General features: G+C 70.7%; 23 protein-coding genes. 11 read left to right on the forward strand and 12 right to left on the reverse strand.

The features are described 5' to 3' along the window. Nucleotides 1-2,962 (forward strand): SbcC/MukB-like Walker B domain-containing protein (locus ON26_RS15485; RefSeq protein WP_040796859.1); only part of this gene is annotated, 2,962 nt, incomplete at its 5' end. 63 nt (nucleotides 2,963-3,025) lie between these two features. Here ON26_RS15485 and ON26_RS15490 read toward each other — a convergent pair. Beyond that, nucleotides 3,026-3,544, reverse strand: a complete 519-nt coding sequence (locus ON26_RS15490; RefSeq protein WP_040796860.1) for a M15 family metallopeptidase — start codon at nucleotides 3,542-3,544, stop codon at nucleotides 3,026-3,028. Nucleotides 3,545-3,849: 305 nt separating this feature from the next. On the opposite strand from ON26_RS15490, the gene cutA reads away from it, so the two are divergent. After that, nucleotides 3,850-4,176: a divalent-cation tolerance protein CutA gene (gene cutA / locus ON26_RS15495; protein ID WP_040796899.1), complete on the forward strand. Its 327-nt coding sequence runs from the start codon at nucleotides 3,850-3,852 to the stop codon at nucleotides 4,174-4,176. Nucleotides 4,177-4,482: 306 nt separating this feature from the next. Here the strand turns inward: cutA and ON26_RS15500 are convergent, their stop codons facing one another. Next, on the reverse strand, nucleotides 4,483-6,159 hold the full coding sequence (locus ON26_RS15500; RefSeq protein WP_051027104.1) for a fumarate hydratase: 1,677 nt from the start codon (nucleotides 6,157-6,159) through the stop codon (nucleotides 4,483-4,485). 249 nt (nucleotides 6,160-6,408) lie between these two features. Between ON26_RS15500 and ON26_RS15505 the strand changes: the two genes are divergently transcribed. Beyond that, nucleotides 6,409-6,879 carry a MarR family winged helix-turn-helix transcriptional regulator gene (locus tag ON26_RS15505; RefSeq protein ID WP_040796862.1) on the forward strand — a complete coding sequence of 157 codons (471 nt, stop codon included), beginning with the start codon at nucleotides 6,409-6,411 and terminating at the stop codon, nucleotides 6,877-6,879. A gap of 194 nt (nucleotides 6,880-7,073) precedes the next feature. On the opposite strand, the gene mftD is transcribed toward ON26_RS15505, so the two are convergent. After that, on the reverse strand, nucleotides 7,074-8,285 hold the full coding sequence (gene mftD / locus ON26_RS15510) for a pre-mycofactocin synthase MftD (protein ID WP_040796863.1): 1,212 nt from the start codon (nucleotides 8,283-8,285) through the stop codon (nucleotides 7,074-7,076). After that, a complete protein-coding gene (gene mftE / locus ON26_RS15515) occupies nucleotides 8,285-8,980 on the reverse strand; it encodes a mycofactocin biosynthesis peptidyl-dipeptidase MftE (RefSeq protein ID WP_040796864.1) in 696 nt (231 codons plus the stop codon). Before mftE ends, mftD begins: the two co-directional genes overlap by 1 nt. A 65-nt stretch (nucleotides 8,981-9,045) precedes the next feature. On the opposite strand from mftE, the gene mftR reads away from it, so the two are divergent. From mftR to ON26_RS15545, 6 genes are all read left to right on the forward strand, one after another. Continuing rightward, nucleotides 9,046-9,633, forward strand: a complete 588-nt coding sequence (gene mftR, locus ON26_RS15520) for a mycofactocin system transcriptional regulator MftR (protein ID WP_040796865.1) — start codon at nucleotides 9,046-9,048, stop codon at nucleotides 9,631-9,633. A 248-nt stretch (nucleotides 9,634-9,881) separates the two neighbouring features. Further along, nucleotides 9,882-10,787 (forward strand): STAS domain-containing protein, encoded by a 906-nt coding sequence (locus ON26_RS15525; protein ID WP_040796866.1) that lies wholly within the window; start codon nucleotides 9,882-9,884, stop codon nucleotides 10,785-10,787. Between the two features lie 14 nt (nucleotides 10,788-10,801). Further along, nucleotides 10,802-11,191, forward strand: coding sequence for an STAS domain-containing protein (locus ON26_RS15530; protein ID WP_040796867.1), 390 nt, complete (start codon nucleotides 10,802-10,804; stop codon nucleotides 11,189-11,191). Further along, on the forward strand, nucleotides 11,169-11,594 hold the full coding sequence (locus ON26_RS15535; protein WP_245545866.1) for an ATP-binding protein: 426 nt from the start codon (nucleotides 11,169-11,171) through the stop codon (nucleotides 11,592-11,594). Before ON26_RS15530 ends, ON26_RS15535 begins: the two co-directional genes overlap by 23 nt. Then, a complete protein-coding gene (locus tag ON26_RS15540; protein WP_051027105.1) occupies nucleotides 11,587-12,237 on the forward strand; it encodes a PP2C family serine/threonine-protein phosphatase in 651 nt (216 codons plus the stop codon). Before ON26_RS15535 ends, ON26_RS15540 begins: the two co-directional genes overlap by 8 nt. Further along, on the forward strand, nucleotides 12,234-14,519 hold the full coding sequence (locus ON26_RS15545) for a SpoIIE family protein phosphatase (protein WP_040796868.1): 2,286 nt from the start codon (nucleotides 12,234-12,236) through the stop codon (nucleotides 14,517-14,519). The genes ON26_RS15540 and ON26_RS15545 overlap by 4 nt, the downstream gene beginning before the upstream one ends. Nucleotides 14,520-14,540: 21 nt before the next feature. Here ON26_RS15545 and msrA read toward each other — a convergent pair whose 3' ends face one another. Both msrA and ON26_RS15555 read right to left on the reverse strand, forming a co-directional pair. After that, the gene (gene msrA / locus ON26_RS15550; RefSeq protein WP_040796869.1) at nucleotides 14,541-15,059 is read right to left on the reverse strand and encodes a peptide-methionine (S)-S-oxide reductase MsrA; all 519 of its coding nucleotides are present in this window, start codon (nucleotides 15,057-15,059) and stop codon (nucleotides 14,541-14,543) included. Nucleotides 15,060-15,142: 83 nt separating this feature from the next. After that, nucleotides 15,143-16,096, reverse strand: coding sequence for a helix-turn-helix transcriptional regulator (locus ON26_RS15555; protein ID WP_040796870.1), 954 nt, complete (start codon nucleotides 16,094-16,096; stop codon nucleotides 15,143-15,145). 95 nt (nucleotides 16,097-16,191) lie between these two features. On the opposite strand from ON26_RS15555, the gene ON26_RS15560 reads away from it, so the two are divergent. Then, nucleotides 16,192-16,725 (forward strand): DinB family protein, encoded by a 534-nt coding sequence (locus tag ON26_RS15560; protein ID WP_040796871.1) that lies wholly within the window; start codon nucleotides 16,192-16,194, stop codon nucleotides 16,723-16,725. A 74-nt stretch (nucleotides 16,726-16,799) separates the two neighbouring features. Beyond that, nucleotides 16,800-17,003, forward strand: a complete 204-nt coding sequence (locus tag ON26_RS15565; RefSeq protein ID WP_040796872.1) for a hypothetical protein — start codon at nucleotides 16,800-16,802, stop codon at nucleotides 17,001-17,003. Between the two features lie 21 nt (nucleotides 17,004-17,024). Here the strand turns inward: ON26_RS15565 and ON26_RS15570 are convergent, their stop codons facing one another. From ON26_RS15570 to ON26_RS15595, 6 genes are read right to left on the reverse strand one after another with little or no spacing between them, the layout of a single operon-like run. Continuing rightward, nucleotides 17,025-18,302, reverse strand: a complete 1,278-nt coding sequence (locus tag ON26_RS15570) for a cytochrome P450 (RefSeq protein WP_040796873.1) — start codon at nucleotides 18,300-18,302, stop codon at nucleotides 17,025-17,027. A gap of 37 nt (nucleotides 18,303-18,339) precedes the next feature. Next, on the reverse strand, nucleotides 18,340-19,242 hold the full coding sequence (locus tag ON26_RS15575) for an Rv1363c family protein (protein WP_373280944.1): 903 nt from the start codon (nucleotides 19,240-19,242) through the stop codon (nucleotides 18,340-18,342). Nucleotides 19,243-19,283: 41 nt separating this feature from the next. Beyond that, entirely contained in the window at nucleotides 19,284-20,561 is a 1,278-nt protein-coding gene (locus ON26_RS15580) for an MlaD family protein (RefSeq protein WP_040796874.1), read from the reverse strand. Then, nucleotides 20,558-21,664: an MlaD family protein gene (locus tag ON26_RS15585; protein WP_040796875.1), complete on the reverse strand. Its 1,107-nt coding sequence runs from the start codon at nucleotides 21,662-21,664 to the stop codon at nucleotides 20,558-20,560. Before ON26_RS15585 ends, ON26_RS15580 begins: the two co-directional genes overlap by 4 nt. Beyond that, nucleotides 21,661-22,782: an MCE family protein gene (locus ON26_RS15590; RefSeq protein ID WP_051027106.1), complete on the reverse strand. Its 1,122-nt coding sequence runs from the start codon at nucleotides 22,780-22,782 to the stop codon at nucleotides 21,661-21,663. Before ON26_RS15590 ends, ON26_RS15585 begins: the two co-directional genes overlap by 4 nt. Further along, a complete protein-coding gene (locus tag ON26_RS15595) occupies nucleotides 22,779-23,825 on the reverse strand; it encodes an MCE family protein (RefSeq protein ID WP_040796876.1) in 1,047 nt (348 codons plus the stop codon). The genes ON26_RS15590 and ON26_RS15595 overlap by 4 nt, the downstream gene beginning before the upstream one ends. Nucleotides 23,826-23,829 lie beyond the last annotated feature (4 nt).

A 23,829-nucleotide genomic window follows, 5' to 3' on the forward strand; every position in this document is an offset into this window, starting at 1 on the left:
CGCCCGCGACACCGCCACCGCCGAACTCGCCCGCGCCGAAGCCGAAGTCGAGCTGGCCCGCAGCCGCCACGCCGCCGCCCTGCGGGACTGGCAGTCCCGGCACCACGAGCTCTACGCACCGCTCGGCCCCGGTCTCGTCGATGCCCTGACAGCCGCCTCGGCCGAATCCGGGGATTCCGCATCGCCGGCCGAACTCCTCGCCGAGCGCACCGCCCCGCTGTCCGAGGAACTCCGGGAGCGCCGGCTCACCGCCCGGGCCCGGGCCGCGGCCGCCGAGTCCCGGCTCACCGCGCTCACCGACGAATCCGCCGGCCTCCGAGAGGAACTCGACGAGTCCCCCACCTCGCCCACGGCCGGGGACACCGGGCTGTCCGGCCACAGCGGAGCGCCTCTGTGGCGGCTGGTCCAGTTCGCCGAGCACGTCGGCGAGGAAACCGCGGCCGGTATCGAAGCCGCCCTCCAAGCCGCGGGCATCCTCGACGCACGGGTCGGCACCCTCTCTGCCAGACGTGCGGCACGACTCCCGATGACGGAATCCGGCACATCCGGCTCGGGCGCGGCAGCGACGGCCACGGCCGGGCGGGCAGCGGTCGACAGCAGCCGGATCGGCGACCTTGCGTCCGGCGGCGCGAACAGCGCGACCGCTCACGTCCTCGTCCCGCTTCCGCCCGAGCACCGCCCGGCCGGTCGTACCCTCGCCGATGTACTCGGCGTCGAGCAGGACTGCGCCGAACTCGGCATCGAGCGAGCAGTGGTCGCCGATCTCCTCGCCTCCATCGCGCTGGGCGAGGACGGGGACGAGAGCGGGCGGACGCCCGACCTCAGGGCACTGACGGTCGATGCGAGCGGCGGCTACCGGCACGGTGTCCGGCTGGGACGCGCTGCCAAACAACGGGCCGAGTTCATCGGGGCGGCGGCGCGTGCCCGGCGCAGGCGGGAACGCCTGGCCGAACTCGACGCCGAGATCGCGACCGTACGTCGAGAAGCGCGGGACGCGCGGGACGAGATGAGCCGCGCCGAGGCGGGGCTCGCCGAGCTGGCCGCGGCCGCCAAGGCGCTGCCCCGGCCCACAGCGGTGACCACGGCCTCGCGTGCCGCGGCCGAGGCCGCGGGCGGATTACGTTCGGGCGCCGAGGCCGCGGCCCACGCCGAACGCGACCTCGACCAGGCCGTCGCCGAGGTGACCGCGCAGGAGAAGAAGCTGCGCGCGACCGCCGCCGAGCACGCCACGCCGCGCGAGGCCGCCGAACTGGACGCGCTCGCCGCGGCCATCCGGCATTTCGAGAACACCGGCGCCGGGCTGGCCCGGTTGCGGCTCGAGCACGAACGAGCGCTCGAACGTGAGCGGGAGGGCGCCGATCGGTACGAGGAGGCGGTGGCGCTGGCCGAGGCGTTCGCGGAGGAAGCCGAGGCGGCGCGGGCGGGATTCGAGGAGCAGCAGCGCAAGCTGGCCACCTTGCGGGAGGCTCTGGGCGCGGGGGCAGCCGAGATCGACGCGGAACTCGCGCGCGCCGGGCAACGCATCGATGCCTGCCGGGCCGAACAGAAGTCCGCGCGCACGGCCGCCAACGAGGCCATCGCGGCGGTCGGCGACGCCGAGGCCGCCTACCGGACCGCCCATGAGGCGCTCGGCACCGCGCTGACCGAGGTGCTTGCGCAGGCGCGCGCCCTCGCGCCCTACGCCCAGCCCGATCTGCTCGCCCTGCTCGGCGCCGACCCCGATCTCCGCTGGCCGAGCAGCCCGGCGGCATGGTCGACGCCGGAGCAGGTGCTCTACCGCATCGCCCAGGCCGGACCGGACGGTACCGCCCAGGTGCTGCCGACCGAGGTCGCCGAACTCTTCGAGGCGCTGTGGACGGCGACGGCTCAGGTGCGGGCCGGGGAGGCGGCCCGCAAGTCCACGCGCAGCGCGGTCACCGCGGCCCTGCAGGAGTTCGACGGCGCGCTGGCGGACTCCGGACGCGACTACCGGCTGCGCTGGGACGCCGCCGACGGCCTGACCGTCGTGCAGGTGCAGGACGAGCACGGGCTGTGCCCACTCGCGGATTTCGCCGCGCGGGTCGCGAACGCCCGCAGCGATCAGGAACTGCTGCTCACCGACGCCGAGCGCCGCATCCTCGAGGACGCCCTGCTGACCGGTCTCGCCCAGCAGATCCACGAGCGCATCGGCGACGCCCGCGAGCTCATCGCCAAGATGGGTGCGGAGATGAAGAAGCGCCGCATGTCCTCGGGCAACACCCTCGGCGTGCACTGGCTGCTCGCCGACGATCTGTCCGACAGCGCACGAGCGATGTGCAAGCTGCTCGACCGGGAGACCGCCGCCCTGGAACCGGCCGATCTGGCCGCCGTCCGCGCGCATTTCGCCGCCGAGATCAGAGCCGCGCGGGCCGCCCACCCGGAGCGGTCCTACCCGGAGATCCTGGCCACCACCCTCGACTACCGTCGCTGGCGGGTCTTCTCGTTCACGCTGATCGGGGCCGACGGCAGCGAGGACAAGCTGACCGTCGCCCGGCACAGCGCGCTCTCCGGCGGCGAGCAGTCGGTCTCACTGCATCTGCCGTTGTTCGCCGCCGCGCACGTCATGCTGGACTCGGCCGACCCGCAGGCGCCGCGCCTGCTCGCCCTGGACGAGGCGTTCGCCGGCGTGGACGACAACGGCCGCAGCGAATTGCTCGGCCTGAGTGTGCAATTCGACCTCGACCTGTTCATGACCGGCTACGACCTGTGGATCACCTACCCGCACGTCCCCGGCTGCGCCCACTACGACCTGGCCCACTCCGCCGCCGAGCACACCGTCAGCGCGACCCTGCTGGTGTGGGACAGCGGAGATCTGCTCGCCGAACACGACGGGACGGATCTCACCGCCGCGCTCGGCTCTCCCGACCGCCGCCGGGTCCCCGCGGGCATCGAGGGCGGCCTGACGTTCGACGACATGCCGGGCGCCCCGGCCACCGTGTCCTGAACTACGAACCGTGATCGACGCGGCGTCCTGATCGACCCGGCCGGGCGACCGGCCGGGTCGGCGTCAGCGCGCGCTCGCGTCGGGCAGCATGGCCGGGCACGGCAGGCCGGGCAGGCCGACCAGCTCGAAGTGCCACCACTCGTTCAGGAATGTCCGGCACAGCCCCCACCGGTTGCCGTTGGCCTCGAGCCATTGCGCGCCCGCCTGTGGGCCGACGTCGATCGCCTGCCCGGTGACGTGGGTGGATTCGCCGGGCGGCAACACCCAGCGCCTGGCCTCCTCGGGGCTGCCGTAGGTGGCCACCCCGTCGTCCCACATCGCCTGCTGCTCGGCGGGGGTGCGGTAACCGGATGTGATCGACAGCGGCACGCCCTCGGCCCGGGCGGCGTCGGCGGCCATGGTGTAGGCAAGCGCCAGCAAAGGGTCCAGCCCCTCTGTGCCTGCCGCCGAGCCGAGACCTTCGGCGATATCGCCCGGGGTCGCGGTCGCGGTGGCCGTGCCGAGCGTGCCGCCGAGTACGACGACCGGGGCGGCCACCGCCGCCAGAACGACTCTTCTACCGAGCGAGCGAGTCCGAAGCATGCCGACGATGGTAGTGGCGGATCGGTCACGGGCCCGGACTCGTGATCAGCCCGACACGCCCAGCGTAGACCCAGCCGCAGGATGGCGTGTCGGACCGCCGCGAACGGCGAAGTGCGTCACGAGCATTGGTCATAGCCGATGGAAATCATGCTATCCACAAAGTTATCCAGTGCTGTGGATCACACGCGCACCCCGCCGGCTACCGATCCCGAGTACACGCCATGGCCCCCGGCGGCCCCCCGGACACACGCGAATCGCGTCCGGGCAGCGCGATATTCGGCCCGACCTGGGCCACACTGTTCGCCATGGCCGACGACCAGATCGTAGACGTGACCATCACCGCCGACGACGCCGAATGGCTGGCCGAGTTCGCCCGCGGACTCGTGGCGGACCGACTTGCCGCCTGCGGCAACATCATTCCCGGCGTCCGGTCGATCTTCCGCTGGAAAGACGAGATCGACGACGAGGCCGAGGCGCTGCTGGTCCTGCACACCCGCGCCTCGCTGGTGCCCCGGATCATCGAACGCGCCGATGCCGAGCACCCCTACGACACCCCGCAGGTGCTCGCCCTCCCCGTGAGCGCCGCACACCCTGGGTACCTGCGATGGGTACTCGACGAGACCGCGCACTGAGCCGACGACCGGAGGGAGCCACCCCGGCCGTCGGGGCTCAGCGACGAGCGCCGGTCCGCGCCCGGCCCAGGGAACACCATCCCCGGATGCTCCCACCGGCCGAACTCGTCCGGATCGAACGGATCGAACCTGTCATCCGATCAGCAACCGCGGACCCAGTTCCGCGGGACCTTCCAACTCCTCTTACCGGAATGCCCAGCACGAGAACGCGTGACATCCCGGTCACCAGGATGCCTCACCGAACCTCGTTGCCGCTGCGGTGAATCGAGGGACATTCCGCTGTCCGGAGGACGCCGGAGGTGTCCGTCAGACGCGTTCCTTCGAGCGGGTGCGCACCCGCAGCGCGATCGGCTTCTGGGTCTCGGCGAAGAAGTCGTTGCCCTTGTCGTCGACCACGATGAACGCGGGGAAGTCCTCGACCTCGATCTTCCAGACCGCTTCCATGCCGAGTTCGGGATACTCGAGCACCTCGACGTTCTTGATGCAGTCCAGCGCCAGACGCGCGGCCGGGCCGCCGATGGAGCCGAGGTAGAAGCCGCCGTGCTCCTTGCACGCCTTGGTGACCTGTGCCGAGCGGTTGCCCTTGGCCAGCATGACGAACGAGCCGCCCGCCGCCTGGAACTGGTCGACATAGGAGTCCATGCGACCCGCGGTGGTCGGGCCGAACGAGCCGGAGGCATAGCCCTCGGGCGTCTTGGCCGGACCGGCGTAGTACACCGCCATCTCACGCAGGTACTCGGGCATCGGCTCGCCCGCGTCCAGCCGCTCCTTGATCTTGGCGTGGGCGATGTCGCGGGCCACCACCAGCGGGCCGGTCAGCGAAAGGCGGGTCTTCACCGGGTATTTCGACAGCTCGGCGCGGATCTCCGACATCGGCCGGTTCAGGTCGATCTGCACCACATCGCCGCCGAGGATCTCGTCGGTCTGCTCGGGCAGGTACTGCGCGGGCTCGCGCTCGAGCTGCTCGAGGAAGACACCCTCCGGAGTGATCTTGGCCAGCGCCTGCCGGTCGGCCGAGCAGGACACCGCGATCGCGACCGGGCAGCTGGCGCCGTGCCGGGGCAAGCGCACCACGCGCACGTCGTGGCAGAAGTACTTGCCGCCGAACTGCGCGCCGATGCCGAAGGACTGGGTCAGCTTGAAGACCTCTTCCTCCAGCTCCAGATCGCGGAAGCCGTGCGCCGCCATGGAGCCCTCGGTGGGCAGGTGGTCCAGATAGTGCGCGGAGGCGTATTTGGCCGTCTTGAGGGCGAATTCGGCGCTGGTGCCGCCGATCACCACCGCCAGGTGGTACGGCGGGCAGGCGGCGGTGCCCAGCGAACGGATCTTCTCGTCCAGGAATTCGATCATCCGCTCGGGATTGAGGATCGCCTTCGTCTCCTGGTACAGGAACGACTTGTTGGCCGAACCGCCGCCCTTGGCCATGTACAGGAACTTGTAGGACGGCTGCGCGGCCTCACCGGAGGTCGAGTACAACTCGATCTGCGCGGGCAGGTTGGTGCCGGTGTTCTTCTCGTCCCACATATTGATCGGCGCGAGCTGGGAGTAGCGCAGGTTCAGCTTCGTGTAGGCGTCGAACACGCCACGGCTGATCCATTCGGCGTCGTCGGCGCCGGTGAGCACGCCCTCGGACTTCTTGCCCATGACGATCGCGGTGCCGGTGTCCTGGCACATGGGCAGGATGCCGCCCGCGGAGATGTTGACGTTCTTGAGCAGATCGAGCGCGACGAAGCGGTCGTTGCCCGAGGATTCCGGGTCATCGATGATCCGGCGCAGCTGGGCCAGATGCGCCGGGCGCAGGTAATGGCTGATGTCGTGCATGGCCTCGGCGGTCAGCATCCGCAGCACTTCGGGCTCGACCTGCAGGAAGGTGCGGCCGTTGTGTTCGAACGTGCTCACACCCTCGGTGGTCAGCAGCCGGTACGGGGTGTCGTCGGCGCCGATCGGCAGCAGATCTGAATAGCGGAATTCCGGGGCGGTCACGGATCGCACTCCTTCGAGGTGGGACGGCGGCTCGCGCACTGGCGTCCGGCTCGGCTCGAGGTACGCCGGACCCGAGCCGGGCTGGTCTCGAGCGATCATGAGCGTATCCATGGTCTTGAATCGGCTTTGTGGTTAGGCAACCCTATGTCGGGTGCGGTTGCACGTGTCACCGCCGGGTGCTACCTCTCGACACCTGACGCGCGCCACCGTGACCGTTCCAATGACGCGTCGGAGTGTGGAGGCTGTGCCGTGAGCGAACCCCGGTGGCTCGACGACCTGGAGATGCGCGCCTGGCGGGGATTCGTGCGCAGCCGCGACACCATCGCGGCGGCGGTCGGCGGCGACTCGGTGCGCGACTCCGACCTCACCTTCGTCGAGTACCAGGTGCTCGCCTATCTCGCCGAGTCCGAGAACAACCGGCTGACCTTCGCCGAACTGGCCGCCAGACTGGAATGGTCGCAGAGCAGGCTCTCGCACCAGATCACCCGGATGAACAAGCGCGGTCTGGTCGAGCGCGAGCCGATCCCCGCCGACGCCAGACGCACCGCCGCCCGGCTCACCGACTTCGGTGAACAGGTGCTCGCGGCCGCCGCGCCCGCGCATCTGCGCAGCGTGCGACGGCACATCATCGATGTCCTCGACCGCGAGCAGCTCGCCGCGCTGGCCGATATATACGACACACTGCTCGCCCACCACCGCCGTCCGCCCGAGGCCGACTGACCCCGTCCCGCGGCGACGGCACAGCCCGGCGGCCAGCCGCGGCGGTGCGACGGCGACGGCGACAGGCCGGAAAGACGCCTCGGCCGGCTCGACTTCGCGTGCCCCGGGCGGCTCCGGCCTCTCCGGGCGCCCGCCACGACAGCGCTGCCGGGGCCGCGAACGATCCCGGCAGCCGCTGACGAGTGGGATCCGGCTCAGGCCGAGGCCGCCGCCGGCCGGCTGACCGCAGGCGCCTCCGGCACGCCGAGCGCGCGCTCGAACCCCTCGGGCACGACGATGTCGCTGCGATCGAGATCGGTGACAGCGGTCTTGCGCAGTCCGAGCAGCGCCGAATCGATACCGCCGCGCAGGATGTCGAGCACGTTCTCGACACCGGCCTGCCCGTTGGCGGCCAGGCCCCACAGGTAGGCGCGCCCGATCATGACCGCGCGCGCACCGAGGGCGACGGCCTTGACCACATCGCTGCCGCGCCGGATGCCGCCGTCGAGCAGCACCTCGATCTCGTGACCGACGGCGTCGGCGATGACCGGGAGCGCGCGGATCGCCGCGGGGGTCCCGTCGAGATTGTTGCCGCCGTGGTTGGACACCGAGATCGCGGCCACGCCCGCGGCGACCGCCCGGTGCGCGTCGTCCACCCGCATCACGCCCTTGAGCATGACCGGCCCGTCCCACTGCTCGCAGATCCAGGCCACATCGTCCCAGTCCGGAGCGGGAGTGCCCATCCACTGGCCGTAGGCGCCGAAGAAGGCCGGGGCCGCGCCGCCGCCGACAGCCATGTTCGGCGCGGTGAGATCGGGAATGTGGCCGGACTTGAGGTAGGTGGCCAGCCAGCGCGGACGCGCCAGGGTCTGCGGCGCGAAGCTCAGCATGGCCTTGAAGTCCAGCTTCTCCGGGATCTGCGGGCTGCCCCAGTCCCGGCCGTGCGAGAAGGACCAGTCGAGCGTGAGGATCAGCCCGACCGCACCCGCCGCCTTCGCCCGCGCCATCCGCTCACTGATCTCGTCCTTGCTGCCGCACCAGTAGAGCTGGAAGAAGGTGGCCGGGTTGGCCGCCACCACCTCTTCGACCGGCTTGCTCGCGAACGAGCTCAGGCCCATCGCGATGCCCCGGTTGGCGGCGGCGCGCGCCACGGCGACCTCACCGTCGGGGTGCACGGCCTGCACGCCGGTCGGCGAGATCAGCACGGGCATCGAGATGTGCTGTCCCAGTACCGTCGTCGACTGGTCACGCTCGCCGATCGGGCCCGCCGCATGCGGGGCGAAGCCGAGTTCGGTGAAGGCGCGCTCGTTGTCGCCGATGGTCTGGCCGCGCTCGGAGCCGGCGATCAGCGCGCCGTACACCGACTTCGGCAGCCGTTTCTTCGCGCGCCGCTGCGCCTCGGCGACGGTCTCGAACCATGCGTTCATCAGGAAGCCCTTTCCACGTTCTCCGGCCACCAGTGCCGGACCTTGTCCGTCAAGTCGTCGGTCAGCGCGTCGAGCAGACGCTGTCCTTCGTCGGCATCGGCGCCGGTCGGGTCGCCGAGCACCCCGTTGTCGCTGACCGCGCGTACCCCGCCCGCGCGCAGCAGCGGCAGGATCTCCCGCAGCGGCCTGGTATCACCGGGTTCGGCGCGCTCGAGGCGCACCCGGCCGGGGTCCAGCGCCAGCTGCAGCGCGGTCTCGGCCCGTCCGGCGTGCGGATCGCCCGCCCAGCTCGGCAGGTGCACCCGGACGTCACGTGACTCCGAGCGCAGCAACGACTCCGCGCGTCGCAGCGGTTCGAGGTTGCCGCCGTGACCGCTGACGATCAGCAGCCGGTCGAAGGTCTCGGTAGCCGACCGGCACAGCTCGACGATCACCAGCTCGAGCGCGCGCTGCCCGATCGACAGGGTGCCGGGGAAGCCCGCGTGCTCTCCGCTCGAGCCGTAGGGCAGGGCGGGGGCGATCAGCACGTCGGGCCGCCGCTCGGCCAGCCGGGAACACAGCGCCACGGCGATATCGGTGTCGGTGGACAGCGGCAGGTGCGGACCGTGCTGCTCGGTCGCGCCGACCGGGATGGCGAGGATCACTCCGGAGCCGGAGCATGCGCCCGCCTCCGGTGATGTGAGATCGGCCATCATGGATCACGACATTAACGTCACGCACTGACATAATCAATACCTTCAGCCGCTGACATAATCGAGTGGTGACGACCACACGTCCGGGCCGCCCGCGCGGCACCTCCAAGCGCGATCTCGAACTGATCGCGATGCGCCTGTTCAGCGATCAGGGCTTCGACAACACGACCGTCGAGCACATCGCCACGGCCGCGGGCATCAGCGGCCGCACCTTCTTCCGCTACTTCCCCAGCAAGGCCGAAGTGCTCTGGCACCAGTTCGACGCCGAGGTCGAGGCGCTGCGCGCGGCCTTCGCCACCGTGCCCGCCGACGTGCCGATGATGACCGCGGTGCGGCAGGTGGTCGTGCGCGCCAACACCTATCGCGCCGAGGACGTCGGCGAGCTGCGCACCCGTATGCACCTGATCGCGTCGGTGCCCGCACTGGCCGCCACCGCCGGCCCGCACTACGACGCCTGGGAACGCGCGGTCGGCGACTTCGCCGCGCACCGGCTCGGCGAGCCGCCGGACGCGCTGCTGCCGATGGCCGTCGGCCGGACCACCCTGGCGGCGGCCCGCGCCGCCTTCGACGCCTGGTTGCGTCAGGCCGACGCCGATCTGACCGTCTACCTGGACCGCGCGCTCACGGCATTGGAGCGCGGTTTCGCAACCGCGTGATGATCGGCTTCGCCCCCGGGAGACCACCGGCTTCGCTCCCCGTGAGACGACCGGCTTCGCTCCCCGCGAGACGACCGGCTTCGCCCCGGCGAGACGACCGGCTTCGCCCCCGAGGGGATGATTTCCGTGCGAGCAAACCCCAGGTTTGGGCGCAGATCCGGATGGGGTATGACTAGGCTCGTGCTCGGCTGCGTCCGTGTACGCGTGGTTTCCGATGTCGTTCGTCGTCGAAAGGGGCTGGAGTATCCATGTCCGAGGTGTCCATGAGCCTTTCGGCGGACTCACTTCCCGAGGGCCCGGTCGACAACCTGCTGCCCCAGCTCGTCGAACATCTGCGGCAGAACCGCACCGCGCTGCGCGAGGAATGGGCCAGGCGCATCACCGATGCCCAGCTGCTCACGGCGATGACACCGGAGGAGATCTTCTCCGAGGCCACCTCGATCTACGACAACTACGTCGAGGTCCTCGAGACCGGTAGCGTCGAAGCACTGCAGGCCTATGCCCGCGATCTGTCCGAGCGCATCATCCCCCGGGGCGTCGAGACGGACGAGGTGCTCGGCATCGTGCTGCTGCTGCGCGATGTGCTCGCCCGCTCGCTGTTCGAGAAGTACCAGTCGAACTTCAAGCTGCTCAATCACGCGCTCGATGCCTACGAGCCCGCCGCCAACCGCATCGCCAGCACTGTGGCCATCTCCTTCGTGCAGGAGCGCGAACGCGTCATCCGCCAGCAGCAGGAAGCCATCCGCGAGCTGTCCACCCCGGTCCTGCAGGTCCGCGAACAGCTGCTCATCCTGCCGATCATCGGCGTACTCGACAGCCAGCGCGCCCGCCAGCTCACCGAGCAACTCCTGCGCGCCATCCGCGCCAACCGCGCCAAGGTGGTCGTCATCGACATCACCGGCGTACCCACCATCGACTCCACCGTGGCCAACCACCTCGTCCAGACCGTCGACGCCTCCGGCCTCATGGGCGCCAGCGTCATCATCACCGGACTGTCCTCCGAAATCGCCCTGACACTCGTGACGATCGGCCTCGACCTGTCGAAGATGAACGCCGTCGGCGACCTGCAGGGCGGCATCGAAGAGGCCGAGCGGCTGCTCGGCTACGAAGTGACCCGCGTGACCGACCGCTCCATCGAACGAGACGGGCGCTGAGCGGGGCCACCCCTATGCCGGTACCCATTCTCAAGCAGGGCACGTACCTGATCGCGTCGGTCCAGTCCGCGTTGACCGACGCCGATACCGAGCGCCTGCAGGACGACCTGATGAAACAGGTCAGCAAATACCGGGCGCACGGCATCATCGTCGATGTCACCGCCATCGACGTGATGGACTCCTTCGCGGCGCGCTCGCTGCGCACGATCGCGCACATGACCCAGTTACGTGGCGCGGAGACCGTCATCGTCGGGCTACAACCCGAGGTCGCCTTCGCGATGGTGCAACTCGGGCTCACCTTCGAGGACATGCATACCGCGCTCGACCTCGAAGAAGGACTCGCCTGGCTGGAGAGCAAATCCTCCAGACGGCGCCAGCGAGATGGTCGTGACAGTGGCCGCTGAGACCATGGTGATCGTGGTCAAGGTGTCGGAGGACATCGTGACCGCCAGGCAGGCCGGACGGGAATTGGCGGCCGAACTCGGCTTCTCCCTCACCGACCGCACCATGATCTCGACCGCCATCTCCGAAATCGCCCGCAATATCACCAGTTACGCCGGAGTCGGCGAGGTCCGGCTACTCGTCGGCGACCGGGAAGGCCGCAAGGCACTGGTGGTGCAGGCCGAGGATCAGGGGCCGGGTATCCGCGACATTCCCCGCGCACTCGAAGACGGATACTCGACCGGTCGCGGCCTCGGCCTCGGCCTGCCCGGCGCGCGGCGACTGATGGATCGGCTGACGATCGACTCCGCGCCCGGCCGCGGGACCTTGGTGGAGATGTGGAAGTGGGTGCCCAACGGTGCGTGAGGAGGGGCTCATCGGTCCTGTCGAGTGGGCGGTCGCCGGCCGGGCGATGCCGGGGCAACACCTTTCCGGCGACCGCGGCGTGGTGCTGGACGCCGGTGACGGCGCCGTGCTGCTCGCCGCGCTGGACGGTCTCGGCCACGGCAGCGGCGCGGCCGACGCGACCGACCGCGCCGCCCGGGTGCTCTCGGAGAACCGCGGCGAGCCACTGGATCTGCTGATGGTGCTGTGTCATCGCGCGATGACCGACACCAGGGGCGCCGCGGTGTCGCTGGCGCTGTTCGCCGACGACGCGATCCACTGGCTCGGCGTCGGCAATGTCGAAACACGGGTGCTCACAGCCGGTCCGGCCGGCATCACCGTGCGCGCCACCGCACTGCTGACCGGCGGCATCGTCGGCTACCGGCTGCCCCAGACGCTGAAACCGCAGACCATCCGGGTGCGCGCGGGGGATCTGCTGCTGATGTCCACCGATGGCGTGCTCGCGTCGGCCTGCGACTCGATCGACCTGTCCAAGTCCACGGCCGAGATCACCGCGGGCATCATCGCCGAGCACGCCAGGGAGACCGACGACGCGCTGGTCCTCGCCGCGCGCAGCCGTCGCACCAGCGCCGAGGCCGGCGGGTTCGGCGGCGGGCTCCGATGACCGGCCCGCTGCCCGCCTTCCTGGACGCCTACGCCGAAGCGCTACGGCGGCACCTGGACTCGCCCACCCACGACACTCTCACCGAGGGATACGAACTGGGCAGGCGGGCACTGGTCGAGGGCATCAGCCTGCTCGACCTGACCGAACACCACTTCCGCGTGGCCACCGAGGCCGAGAGGACCGCGGCGGCGACGGGCGCGCCCGACGCCAAGATCGCCGAGAGCGCACTGGAATTCCTGCTCCAGACGCTCGCCGCGCTCGACATCGCCACTCGCGGCTACCTCGACGGCACCCGCCGCTACGAGCAGCAACGTTCCCGCGCCGACGATCTCGCCGGGCGCGACGCCTTCCGTACCGCGCTGGTGGAGTCCTTGCAGGACGGCTTCTTCGTCGCCACCGCCGACGGCACCGTGGTCGAGGTCAACGCCGCCTTCGGAGCGCTCACCGGGTACGGCGCCGCGGGTGTGCCCTATCCCCTGCCGCATCCGTGGTCACTGCCCGAAGGCGGGCGCTATCCCAGTCTGAGCACCGACGTGCCGCGATTCGTGCTGCCGATCCGCCATCGCGACGGCAGGCGGCTGTTCCTGGCGGTCAGCACCAGCGCACTGGTCAAGCCGGAGAACAACGAGCTGATCTATGTGGGCACCGTCCGCGATGTCACCGCCGAGCACGCCGCGCAGGAACGCGATCAGGCCGCCACCCGGCTGGTGACCGCGGTCGGCGCGGCGACCAGCGTGATGGAGGTGCTCTCGGTCGGTCTGGACGAACTGCGCCACACCGTCGACGCGGAGTCGGCGGTGGTCATGGTGTGGCCCGCCCGCAATTCCGCGCCGGAGGTCTACATCTCCGGCAAGGCCCGCGAGGCCGATTCCGGCGACGCCGAGACCAGGCGGCTGCTCGAGCGTGCCCGCAAGCGACCGCCGCGCAGCCTGTCGGCCGTGCCGGAAGGCGCCGACAGCTCCGAGGGCATCCTCGCCCCGCTCGGCGAGACCGGCGACGCCGCGCTGTACCTGCGCTTCGCCACCCCCCGCGCGGTCAACAGCGCCGACTGGACGCTGTTCTCCCTGCTGATCGGGCATCTGAGCGTCGCGGTGCAGCGGGCTCGCAATTTCGATCAGGCGCGCGCGACCTCGCTGACCTTGCAGCGCGCGATGCTTGGCCCGATCGAACTGCCGCCCAGGTTCTCCGTGCACTACGAGCCCGCGCTGCCGCCGCTGGAGATCGGCGGCGACTGGTACGACGTGGTGCCCCTGCACGACGGCACGATCGGCATCATCGTCGGCGACTGTGTGGGCCGCGGCCTGTCCGCGGCCGTGGTCATGGGCCAATTGCGCACGGCCGGAAGGGCATTGCTGCTGCGCGGCGCCGGACCGGCCCAGCTGCTCGCCGAACTGGACGCGGTCGCGAAACGCATACCCGGTGCCATGTGCACCACGGCGTGCGCGGCTGTGCTCGACCCGGCACGCGGGCTGGTGCGATACAGCAATGCCGGCCACATGCCGCTCATCCTGGCCGAGGCGGGCAAGCCGGGCAGGCGGCTGGACGGCGGACGGGCGGTGCCCCTGGCGACTTTCGACCTGCCGCGCAGGCCCGAGGCCACGACCGCGCTGCCACCGGGATCGACGCTGGTGTTGTTCACCGACGGCCTGGTCGAGCAGCGCGGTGTGGACATCGACGACAGCTTCGCCAGGATCTGCGGGGTGCTCGCGGGTGCGGGCGAGAAGCTGCCGCGCGAGGTGGCCGATGCGGTGCTGCGCGAGCTCAGCCCCGACGCGGGCTACGACGACGACGTCGCGATGGTGGTCTACCGCCAGCCGCCCGCTCCGCTGCATCTGGATCTGCCCGCCGAGGCCGCACTGCTGTCCGGGCTGCGACGCACGCTGCGCACCTGGTTGTCGGCCGCCGCGGTCCCGCACGACATGGCCACCGACCTGATCGCGGCCGCCAACGAGGCGTGCACCAACAGCGTCGAGCACGCCTACCGCGACGGCGGCGAATCCCCGCGCGTCGAGCTGAACGCGTATACCCGGCACGAGCCGGGCGCGCAGTCCGGCGCCGAGAAACTCGTCATCGAGGTGATCGACACCGGTGTGTGGCGCCCGCGCTCGGCCGACCCGGGCAACCGGGGCCGTGGCATCGACATGATGCGCGCGCTGACCGAGGAACTCGAGATCGACTACTCCGACACCGGCACCCGGGTCCGGATGTCGGTGACCCTGCCCGCGACGATCAAATCGCCGGTGGCGAATCCGCTGCGCGGCACGGAGCTCCGGATCGGCTGACACCGGAGCCCCTGCTGCCGGTCAGGACCGCGCCGTGTCCTGACGCCTGGGCAGCTTCCAGCCCGGACGCGGGTAGTGGCAGGTGTAGCCGTTGGGGATGCGCACCAGGTAGTCCTGGTGTTCGGGCTCGGCCTCCCAGAAGTCGCTCGCGGGGGTGACCTCGGTGACCACCGGCCCCGGCCACAGTCCGGAGGCTTCCACGTCGGCGATGGTCTCGCGTGCGACGGCCCGCTGTTGCTCGTCGAGGTAGAAGATGGCCGATCGGTAGCTGGTTCCGATGTCGTTGCCCTGCCGATCCTTGGTGGTCGGATCGTGGATCTGGAAGAAGAACTCCAGCAGCGCCCGGTAGTCGGTCCGCTCGGGGTCGTACTCGATCTCGACCGCCTCGGCGTGGCCGGGATGGTTGCGGTAGGTCGGGTGATCGTTGCGGCCGCCGGTGTAGCCGACGCGGGTCGACACCACGCCGGGTTGCCTGCGGATCAGGTCCTGCATGCCCCAGAAGCAGCCGCCGGCCAGGATCGCCCTTCGCGTGCCGGTCACATTTCCTCCTCGCGCCTTCGTGCACTCGGCGCGATCGACTGATCGCGCACCCGGTACAACCCGGCGGGCAGCCGGAAAGTTCCTCACGCGCGGCCGAACCTGCCGGACAGCGCGCGCAGCCGCTCCCGCAGGATCTCCGGCTCCACCACCATGAAGTCGGCGTCCAGCATGCCCAGGCCCATGATCGGCCATTCCAGGGAATCGGCGGACATGCGCACCCGGCAACTGTGCGCGTCGATCGCCTCCACGACGCTCCACCGGCCGATGCGTTCCCGCACCGCTTCCGCGGAAGCCCGAACCACCACTTCGATCGCGTACGGGCGCGGAGCCTGCTCGAGTCCGGAACGGACGAATTCGGCCGCATCCGCCGCGGGGAGCTCGCGCGGCCGGAACCGGGAGCCGTCGGCGCGCGGGCCGGAGAGCCGGTCCACGCGGAAGCTGCGCCAGTCGTGCCGGTCGAGGTCGTAGGCCACCAGGTACCAGCGCCGCCCGAGCGCGACGAGGCGATGGGGTTCGGTGTGGCGTTCGCTGCGCCTGCCGTCGGCGGCGGTGTAGTCGAAGCGCAGTCGCTCGGTGTCACGGCAGGCCAGTGCGACCGTGGTGAGCGCGGCGGGGTCCATCGCACTCTGTCCCGCCGGACCCCATGCCGCCGGGACCGTCATCGCGCGCAGCGCGTCGACGCGTTTGCGCAGCCGAGGCGGCATCACGTGAATCACCTTGGCCAGCACGCTGATCGCGGACTCGGCGATCCCGTCCACACTGCCGTGCACGGCCGCCTGCATCCCGGCCACCAGCGCGACCGCCTCGTCGTCGTCGATCATCAGCGGCGGCAGCGCGGCGCCCGGTGCCAGCTGGTAGCCGCCGTCGACGCCGCGATGGGCCTCGACCGGATAGCCGAGATCGCGCAGCCGGTCCACATCGCGGCGTAGCGTACGGGCGGAGACGCCGAGCCGGGCGGCGAGTTCGTCCCCCGGCCAGTACTTGTGGGTCTGCAGTAGGGACAGCAGTCGCAGTGTCCGGGTGCTGGTGGCGGCCATGGTCGAAATTATGGCCGCTATTGCGGACAGAAAGTGACCGCAATAGGTCCTACCTTGGGTTTCGAACCGAACACGAACTCCGAAAGGGCGACACCATGAACGACTCCGCAACCTCCGCCATCGCGCTGACCGGCGAACGCGCCGCGCTGCTGAAGGCGCTGGGCAAGGCGCGATTCTTCCTGCGGCACACGGTGAACGGACTCACCGACGAGCAGGCCGGCCTGCGCAGCACGGTCAGCGAACTGTGCCTGGGCGGACTGGTCAAGCATGTCGCCGGGTGCGAGGAAGGCTGGGTGAACTTCATCCTCGATGGCACCTCGGCGATGAAGGACTTCGACGACATGACCGAGGCCGACTACCGCAAGCGTGACGACGAGTTCCGCATGCTGCCCGGCGAGACCGTCGAGGGCGTTCTGGCCCGCTACGCCGAGGTCGCCGCGCGCACCGACGAGATCGTGGCCACCGTCGACCTCGACCGCGCCTGGCCGCTGCCGAAGGCGCCCTGGTTCCAGGAGGAGAGCTGGTCGACCCGCGAGGTGCTGATGCACATCATCGCCGAGACCGCCCAGCACGCCGGCCACGCCGACATCCTGCGCGAGGCGATCGACGGTCAGAAGACGATGGGCTGACCCGGCAGACCCGGACGCGCGGCGGGCCGGGGCGATCGAGCCGCCCCGGCCGGATCGCCGCCTACGCTGGTGTCATGACAGGGAAGAAAGTCGACCGCGTCCGGGCCCGCTCGGCACTGGAGACGATCAGGGAGAGTCCGTTCATCGCCGCGGTCGCGCTCGCGCCGGTCGTGGCGGTGCTGGCCGTGGTCTGGTGGCTCACCAACGGCTGGATCGCGTTCCTGCTGCTCGTGCTGCTCGGCGCAGGCGTCGTGCTGGGCGGCAAGTTCCTGCGCTGAGCCCACGGCGGCTTCCACGGATCAGCCGTTGGGGGTGAACGTCAGGTGCAGGTCGGTGAGCCCGCGCAGGATGTAGGTGGGCTCGTAAGTGTAGCGGCGGTCGCCGGCCGGTCCGTGCCGTTCCTCGTCGACGCCGATGTCGAGCATCCGGTCGAGGATCCGCTCGATGGACACGCGACCTTCCACGCGCGCGAGCGGACCGCCGGGGCAGCTGTGCACGCCGCGCCCGAAAGCCATGTGCTCACGAAAGTTCGGGCGGTCGAGCCGGAACTCGTGCGGGTTCTCGAAGCGGCGGGGATCGCGATTGGCCGCGCCGGGGCAGAACATGATCGTCGAGCCGACCGGCACCGGGACCTCGCCGACGGTGGTCGCGCGGGTGGCCAGCCGGAATCCGCTCTTGACGGGAGCGTCCAGGCGCAGCGTTTCCTCGATGAAGATCGGGATCCTGGTGCGGTCGTCGCGCAACTGTTGCTGGACCTCCGGGTTGTCGGCGAGGATGCGCAGCGCGGCGCCGAGCAGTTTCGCCGTGGTCTCCTGGCCCGCGGCGAACAGGAAGGTCGCCGACCGCACCACGTCGATGACCTCCGGAGTGGAACCGTCCGGGTACTTCGCCAGCGCCAGCGAGGTCAGCACGTCGTCGCGGGGCTCGACGCGCCGTTCGCTGATGTAGGTGGAGAACTTCTCGTCCAGCCACTCCAGCGGATTGCTGGACATGACGTCGTCGTCCATCGCGCCGGGCCGGGCGCCCGGGCGTTCGGCGCCCAGCGCGACGCGGAAAGCCTGGTGGTCCTCCTCGGGCACGCCGAGCATGTCGGCGACGACCAGCAGCGAGAACGGCTTGGCGTACTCGGTGAGGAATTCGCAGCGTCCGTTGGCGAGGAATTCGTCGAGCTGGCGGTCGGCCAGCCGCCACATGAAGTCCTCGTTCTCCTTCAGCCGCGCCGGGGTGAGCAGGCGGTTCAGCAGCGAGCGGGCGTAGGTGTGCTGCGGCGGGTCCATGGTCACCATGTGCTCGAACATGGGCAGCTTGTCGCGGTTCGCGGCGATCAGGCCGGTGATGTCGTCGCCTTGCACGTCGAACGGCAACGGCGGGAACGGACCGCCGACGGCGATGGCCGAGGAGAAGGTCTCCGGGTCCTTGAGCACCTCGACGGACTCCTCGTATCCCGTCACCGCGTAGACCTGGTGATTGGGCTCCTGGGTCACCGGGCACCTGGCGCGCAGGTGATCGAAGTACGGGTGCGGGTCGGGGACCAGCGCCGGATCGGTGAAGTAGTCGACGGTGTCGAAATCGGTCATTGCGCAACTCCTGGAACGAACGGACGGGGAAGGGTTTTCAGGGCAGGTACACGCGGGCGGCCAGCCAGCGGCCGTCGACCAGTTGCATGGTCATCACCACTCGGCTGCGGTCGATCCGCGGATCGGGCGAGGCCGCGTTGGTCACCGTCTGGTCGATGAACAGCAGTACCTCGACCTCGGTCTCGCCCGCGGATTTCACGGCGGCGTCGAGCACGGTGCCCTGTCCCGTCGCCTTGTTCTCCACCAGCAGTTCGCGCAGCTGACCGCTGGAGCGGGTGTACATATCGCGGAACTCACCGGTCGAGCCGTCCAGCACAGCGGCGAAATCACGGTCGAGGTTGTCGGAATCGACGCTGGTCAAGGTGACCGCATAGGCGCGGGCGGCCGCGAGGGCCGCATCGGAGGCCGCTTGCAGATCATCGTGCTGCTTCACCTTCCAGCCGAAGTACGCCGCGGCCACCGTCGCGACGATCGCCAGCACGCTCACGGCGGGGACCAGACCTCGGCGCGCGCGGGCGAGCAACCGCCGCGCGGGCGACCGATTCCCGGTCTCACCCGCGCGCTTGTCGGGCTCAGCAGCCAGCTCGGCAGCCTCGGGAGCGGGCTTGTCGGGCTCGGCGGCCAGCTCGGCAGCCTCGGGAGCGGGCTTGTCGGGCTCGGCGGCCACCTCGGCAGCCTCGGGAGCGGGCTTGTCGGGCTCGGCGGCCACCTCGGCAGCCTCAGCGGCAGGCCCCTCGGGCTCAGCGGCCACCTCGGCGGCCTCAGCGGCAGGCCCGTCGGGCTCAGCGGCAGGCCCGTCGGCCGCAGTAGCAGGCTCGTCGGGCTCAGCAGCAGGCTCGTCGGCCGTGGCGCCCGGCTCCACGGCCGAAGCCGCGACAGCGGCCGAACCGTCGTTCGCGGACGCCCGCTCCTGCACCGATCCAGTTGTCTTGCGGCTCATGGTTTTCCTCCTGTGCTGTCGAGTGCGGGCGGTCGATCGGGTCACCGCACCGGCGCGGGCGGTGGTGGCGGCAGTTGCGGGCCGCCGAAGTTCAGCGGGATCGACAGCGGGCCGATGGGGGTGCGGGTGGTCTGCGATTCGGGGGACACACCGGGCGGCGGACCTTCGGGGATCTCCTCCCCGGGCGGGCGCGGCGCGTTCCGGGCGCCGCGGATGAGCACCGAGGGATCGGTGTTCGGGCAATAGGTGTAGCGGTACGGCTCGGGGAAATCCGGCAGCGACGGCGGGCGGCGCGGGAGGTCGTAGTCGCAGGCGTAGCGGGGATAGAGATTGACCAGGCCCCAGATGCCGCCGTCGTGGAAGGCGACCGCGATCGCGTCGAGCGTGGAGCCGTCCCGGCCGGTGGGGAAGAAGAACTCCTGGAGCGCGGGGACACGCGTGGAGGTCATCTGCGCGGTCACCCCCAGGTGGTCGAGCAGCTCCGCCCCGGCGGCGGAGTTGTCGGCGAGCAGGGCGTCCAGCGCGCGCAGCGTGCCGGGAGCCGCGCCGAGCAACTCGACATAGCCGCCGGATTTGGCGGCCACCCCGCTGAGGAAGGAGTCCGCGTCGGCGGAGAATTCGGAGTAGCGCAGCTCGCTCACCGTGGCCAGCACCGCACGGCTGTCACGCAACAGGCCGACGGTCTGCGGCAGCACCGAGTCCAGGGTGGAGATCAGGAAGACGCCACCGTCGATGATGTCGGCGAGCTTGTCCGGCCCCTCCGGTCCGACTCCGAGTTCGCCGACGATGGTCGCGATCTGTTCCGGATCCACCTGGTCGAGCGTGGAATCCAGCGCGGCGAGGGTGCGCCACAGCGGTGCGGGCGTGCTGGTGCGTTCCCGGGCGATCTCGTCGCCGTCGGCGAGGTAGGGCCCGTCGTCACTGTCGGAGCGGAAGTCGAGATACTGCTCCCCCGCCATGGACAGGCTCGCCACCCGGACCGTGCCGCCCGCGGGTATCCGCGCCGCGGCGTCGACGACCGCGACCGCCACCAGACCCTCGTCGGTCAGCTCGACCGATTCGACCTTGCCGACCGGCACGCCGCGCAAGGCCACGTTCTGCCCGGGCAGCAGCCCGCCGGAGTCGGCGAGATACACCCGCACCCGCATGGTGGCGGCGGTGGGATCCACGCCGAGCGCGCCGAACGCGAGATATGCGACACCGCAGAGCAATACGCCGATCAGCGCCGCGGTGGACAGGGCGTTGCGCCGCCTGTGTGCGGCGCGCACGGTCGTCACGAGCGGGCGCGCCGCGAATTCCAGCGGAGAGCGCGGGTTCATCGCGCACCCCCGGTGATCTTGTCCTGCAATTTCAGCAGGGTGTAGGTGAAGGTGCCGATGAAGGCCGCCCAGTCGCTCAGGTCGGGCAACCGGCTTTCCGGATCACCGGGATGGTTGGGATCGGGCAGGTAGCCGAGCGCGAGATCCTGGAAATCGGCGTCCACATTGGCCGAGGTGGAGGTGGTGACGGAGATGATCGGGCCGAGCATCGCGTTCAGCGCGGCCAGGTTCGCGTCGGGGTGGGTCGCGGCGGCGGAGAGCCCGGCGGCGACCCGGTTGAGGTCGGCGACCATGCCGGTGGTCTGCTCGCCGTCGAGTCCGGGCAGGGTCGCGAGCCGGGTACTGATCGATTCCACCCGGCGGACCAGCGCCAGGGCCTCGGTGGCGTTGGCGTCCAGTGTGTCCAGAGCGGGGCCCGCGGCGGCGATGAGCCCGTCGATGCCGGCGCGCTGAGCATCGAGGGTACGGGCCAGGGCGTCGATGCCCGCGAGGGTGGCGCGGATGTCGTCGGAGCGGGCGGCCAGCGTCTGCACCACGTGCGTGGACTGCGCGATCAGCGCGGCGAGTTCCTCGCCCCGCTCGCCCACGGCATTGCCGAGCCCGTTGACGAGGGTGGTCAGATTGCGGATCGCTCCGCCGTTGACCAGCAGGGCGGCCGTGCTCAGCAGTTCCTCGATGGTGGCCGCCGAGGCGGTCTGCTCCTCGGCGAGACTGTCACCGTCACCGAGCAACGGGGTCGCGGCGGTGACGTCGCCGGGCGGGGTCAGCGAGACGAACACATCGCCCAGCGGCGTGGCGGTGCGCAGTTCGGCGCGCGTGCCCAGCGGCAGCTGCACCGCGCGCTCGATGCGCAGGGTGACCACGGCGGTGTAGTCGCGCACCGCCATCTCCGCGACCTCGCCGACATCGGCGCCGAGCAGCCGGACCTTGGCCTTGGCGGGCAGGTTCAGCGCGTTGGCGAATTCGGCCCGCACGGTGTAGCCGTCGGCCCCGCCGGGGGCGGGCAACGGCAGCTCGCCGAGGCCGGCCGAGCAGGCGGTGGTGCCGGCGAGCGTCGCGATCAGCAGCGCGCTCGCGCGGAGCAGACGGTCACGCGCCCTCATCGCGGCATCTCCGCCATCGCGGTGAGCATGTCGGTGATCCCGAAGTCGGGGCCGAAGTCCTGCAATGTGCCGGTGGCGCAGCCCAGTTGGCGCAGCCCGAGCACATTGCAGAACTCCTTGACCAGCTGCCCGTCGAAGAAGACCTTGTCCAGCAGCGCGTGCACCCGCACGCCCCGGTACTCGAAATCGACCGCGGCGTAGGCATTGTCGAGCAGCAGCGGGGTGACGTCGAGGAATTCGGCCAGCTCGCGCCGGTAGTCGGCCAGCGCCCTGGTCACGGTGTTCGCATCGGCCACGGTGCTGCGCAGGGCTTCGGCGTTGTCGGTGAGCAGCGCCTCGGTGCCGCGCATGAGTTCCTCGATCCGCGCGCCGGTCCGCCCCTCGCCGATCCGCAGGTCGGCGAGCAGGTCGGTGAGCATGCCGGTGTTCGTGGCGAAGTCCCGGACCAGCTGATCGTTGTCGGCGGCCGAGCCCGCCAGCACGGCCAGCTCGTCGGCGAGCCGGGTGACGGTGGCCTGCCATTCGGCGCCGCCGTCCTCGCTCATCCGCAGCACCTCGGCCAGTTCGGCCATGGTCGCGCGCAGGTCGGGTCCGCTGCGGGCGGCGATCTCGGCGGAGACACCGAGCAGCCGCGCCACCGGTCCGGCGCCGGGCTGCTCCTCGGCGAGTTCGCCCGCCATCGTCTCGGCCGCGCCGAGCAGCCGCTCGAACTCGACGGGGGTCCTGGTCCGGTCCCGACCGAGCCGAGCGCCGTCGGCCAGCACCGGCCCGTCCCGGTAGACGGGCGTGAACTCGACGTGCCGATCGGTGAGCACCGAGGTCGACAGCGTGACCGCGCTGGCATCGGCGGGAATGCGCACGCCCTCGTCGATGCGCATGGTCACCTCGACGCGGCTACCTCTCGGCTCGACGGCGGTCACCTCACCCACGTCCATCCCGAGCACGGCGACGGCGTTGCCGACGTAGAGCCCCGCGCCGTTGTCGAATTCGGCGACCACGGTGATGCCCTCGCCACCGGACCCCATCGGTCCCGCACACCCGGCGACCGCGCCGACCAGCACCACGGCGGCCGTGCGCACGGCGAGCGACAGGCGCGAGATGATTCGGCAACCGTTCATCGGCAGTCCTCGTGGTAGGCGGCGAGACCGCCCTCGACCGCACGCCCGCTCAGCGCGCACATCCAGGAGTCGATCATCGGCCCGGCGGGCGCGGTGAAGTCGACCTCGTTGGCGGTGCCGGAGGCATTGGCGAAATTGCGGATCGGGACGGGCAGGATCTCGAGGATGTTGCGCAACAGTTCGTCGTTGTGCGCCAATCCGGCGAGCAGGTCGCCGAGACCGTCGAGCAGTTCGTCGATCTGCGGCCGGTCCTCGACGACGAGAGCGCCGACCTGATCGGCCAGCCTGCGGGTGGCGTCCATCAACCGCTGGATCGCTTCGCCGCGGGCCAGCATCTCGGCCAGCAGGTCGCGGCCCTGGCCCATGATCGCCGCCAGGTCCGCGCGCTGCCGGGTGAACGTCTCGGTCAACCGCTGGGTGCCTGCCAGCAGATCGCCCAGCTCGCCGCGGCGGTCGCCGACGACGGCGGCCAGGGTGCGCATGTCGGCCAGCAGCCCGGGCAGCACCGAGGGCACCCCCTGGAGTTGCCCGGCGAGGCTGTCCAGGGAGTCGGCGATACCCGCGGTGTCGATCTCCTCGAAGGTGACCGTCGCGTTCTCCAGCGCCTGCTGCAGGTCGTAGGGAACCTCGGTGCGCTCCAGGGGAATTCGCCGGTCCGGCAGCGAACCGGACCCGGCGGGGCGCAGTTCGACGTAGCGGGCGCCGAGCAGAGTGGTCAGCTTGATCGCCGCGCCGGTGTCGGCGCCGAGGGGGACCGCGTCGTCCACGGCGAGGTCCACGCGCACCCGGTCACCGTCGAGCCGGACACCGTCGACCGCGCCGACCGGCACCCCGGCCACGCTGATCAGGTCACCCGGGGCGATGCCCGCCGCCTGCGCGAATTCGGCCTCGTACCGGGTCCGGCCCGGGTCGCCCGTACCGAACCCCACCGCGCCCGCGACGACGATCAGCAGCACGGCCAGCGCCACCGCGCCGAGCACGGGGCCGGGATATTCCTCGAGCGGGCGCAGCCGGAGCCTGCCCCGCGCGGATCGTGTCGACATCACG

The organism is Nocardia higoensis NBRC 100133 (genome assembly GCF_000308595.1).
Taxonomy (GTDB): Bacteria; Actinomycetota; Actinomycetes; order Mycobacteriales; family Mycobacteriaceae; genus Nocardia; species Nocardia higoensis.

Bases quoted from the DNA above. Each gene is read 5' to 3' on its own strand.
- ON26_RS15590 (WP_051027106.1), bottom strand. From the start codon at position 22,782: ATGAACGGTTGCCGAATCATCTCGCGCCTGTCGCTCGCCGTGCGCACG.
- ON26_RS15580 (WP_040796874.1), bottom strand. From the start codon at position 20,561: ATGAACCCGCGCTCTCCGCTGGAATTCGCGGCGCGCCCGCTCGTGACG.
- ON26_RS15545 (WP_040796868.1), top strand. From the start codon at position 12,234: ATGACCGGCCCGCTGCCCGCCTTCCTGGACGCCTACGCCGAAGCGCTA.
- ON26_RS15490 (WP_040796860.1), bottom strand. From the start codon at position 3,544: ATGCTTCGGACTCGCTCGCTCGGTAGAAGAGTCGTTCTGGCGGCGGTG.
- ON26_RS15570 (WP_040796873.1), bottom strand. From the start codon at position 18,302: ATGACCGATTTCGACACCGTCGACTACTTCACCGATCCGGCGCTGGTC.
- ON26_RS15560 (WP_040796871.1), top strand. From the start codon at position 16,192: ATGAACGACTCCGCAACCTCCGCCATCGCGCTGACCGGCGAACGCGCC.
- ON26_RS15595 (WP_040796876.1), bottom strand. From the start codon at position 23,825: ATGTCGACACGATCCGCGCGGGGCAGGCTCCGGCTGCGCCCGCTCGAG.
- cutA (WP_040796899.1), top strand. From the start codon at position 3,850: ATGGCCGACGACCAGATCGTAGACGTGACCATCACCGCCGACGACGCC.
- mftE (WP_040796864.1), bottom strand. From the start codon at position 8,980: ATGATGGCCGATCTCACATCACCGGAGGCGGGCGCATGCTCCGGCTCC.
- ON26_RS15525 (WP_040796866.1), top strand. From the start codon at position 9,882: ATGTCCGAGGTGTCCATGAGCCTTTCGGCGGACTCACTTCCCGAGGGC.
- ON26_RS15555 (WP_040796870.1), bottom strand. From the start codon at position 16,096: ATGGCCGCCACCAGCACCCGGACACTGCGACTGCTGTCCCTACTGCAG.
- ON26_RS15535 (WP_245545866.1), top strand. From the start codon at position 11,169: ATGGTCGTGACAGTGGCCGCTGAGACCATGGTGATCGTGGTCAAGGTG.
- ON26_RS15585 (WP_040796875.1), bottom strand. From the start codon at position 21,664: ATGAGGGCGCGTGACCGTCTGCTCCGCGCGAGCGCGCTGCTGATCGCG.
- mftD (WP_040796863.1), bottom strand. From the start codon at position 8,285: ATGAACGCATGGTTCGAGACCGTCGCCGAGGCGCAGCGGCGCGCGAAG.
- ON26_RS15530 (WP_040796867.1), top strand. From the start codon at position 10,802: ATGCCGGTACCCATTCTCAAGCAGGGCACGTACCTGATCGCGTCGGTC.
- ON26_RS15565 (WP_040796872.1), top strand. From the start codon at position 16,800: ATGACAGGGAAGAAAGTCGACCGCGTCCGGGCCCGCTCGGCACTGGAG.
- ON26_RS15575 (WP_373280944.1), bottom strand. From the start codon at position 19,242: ATGAGCCGCAAGACAACTGGATCGGTGCAGGAGCGGGCGTCCGCGAAC.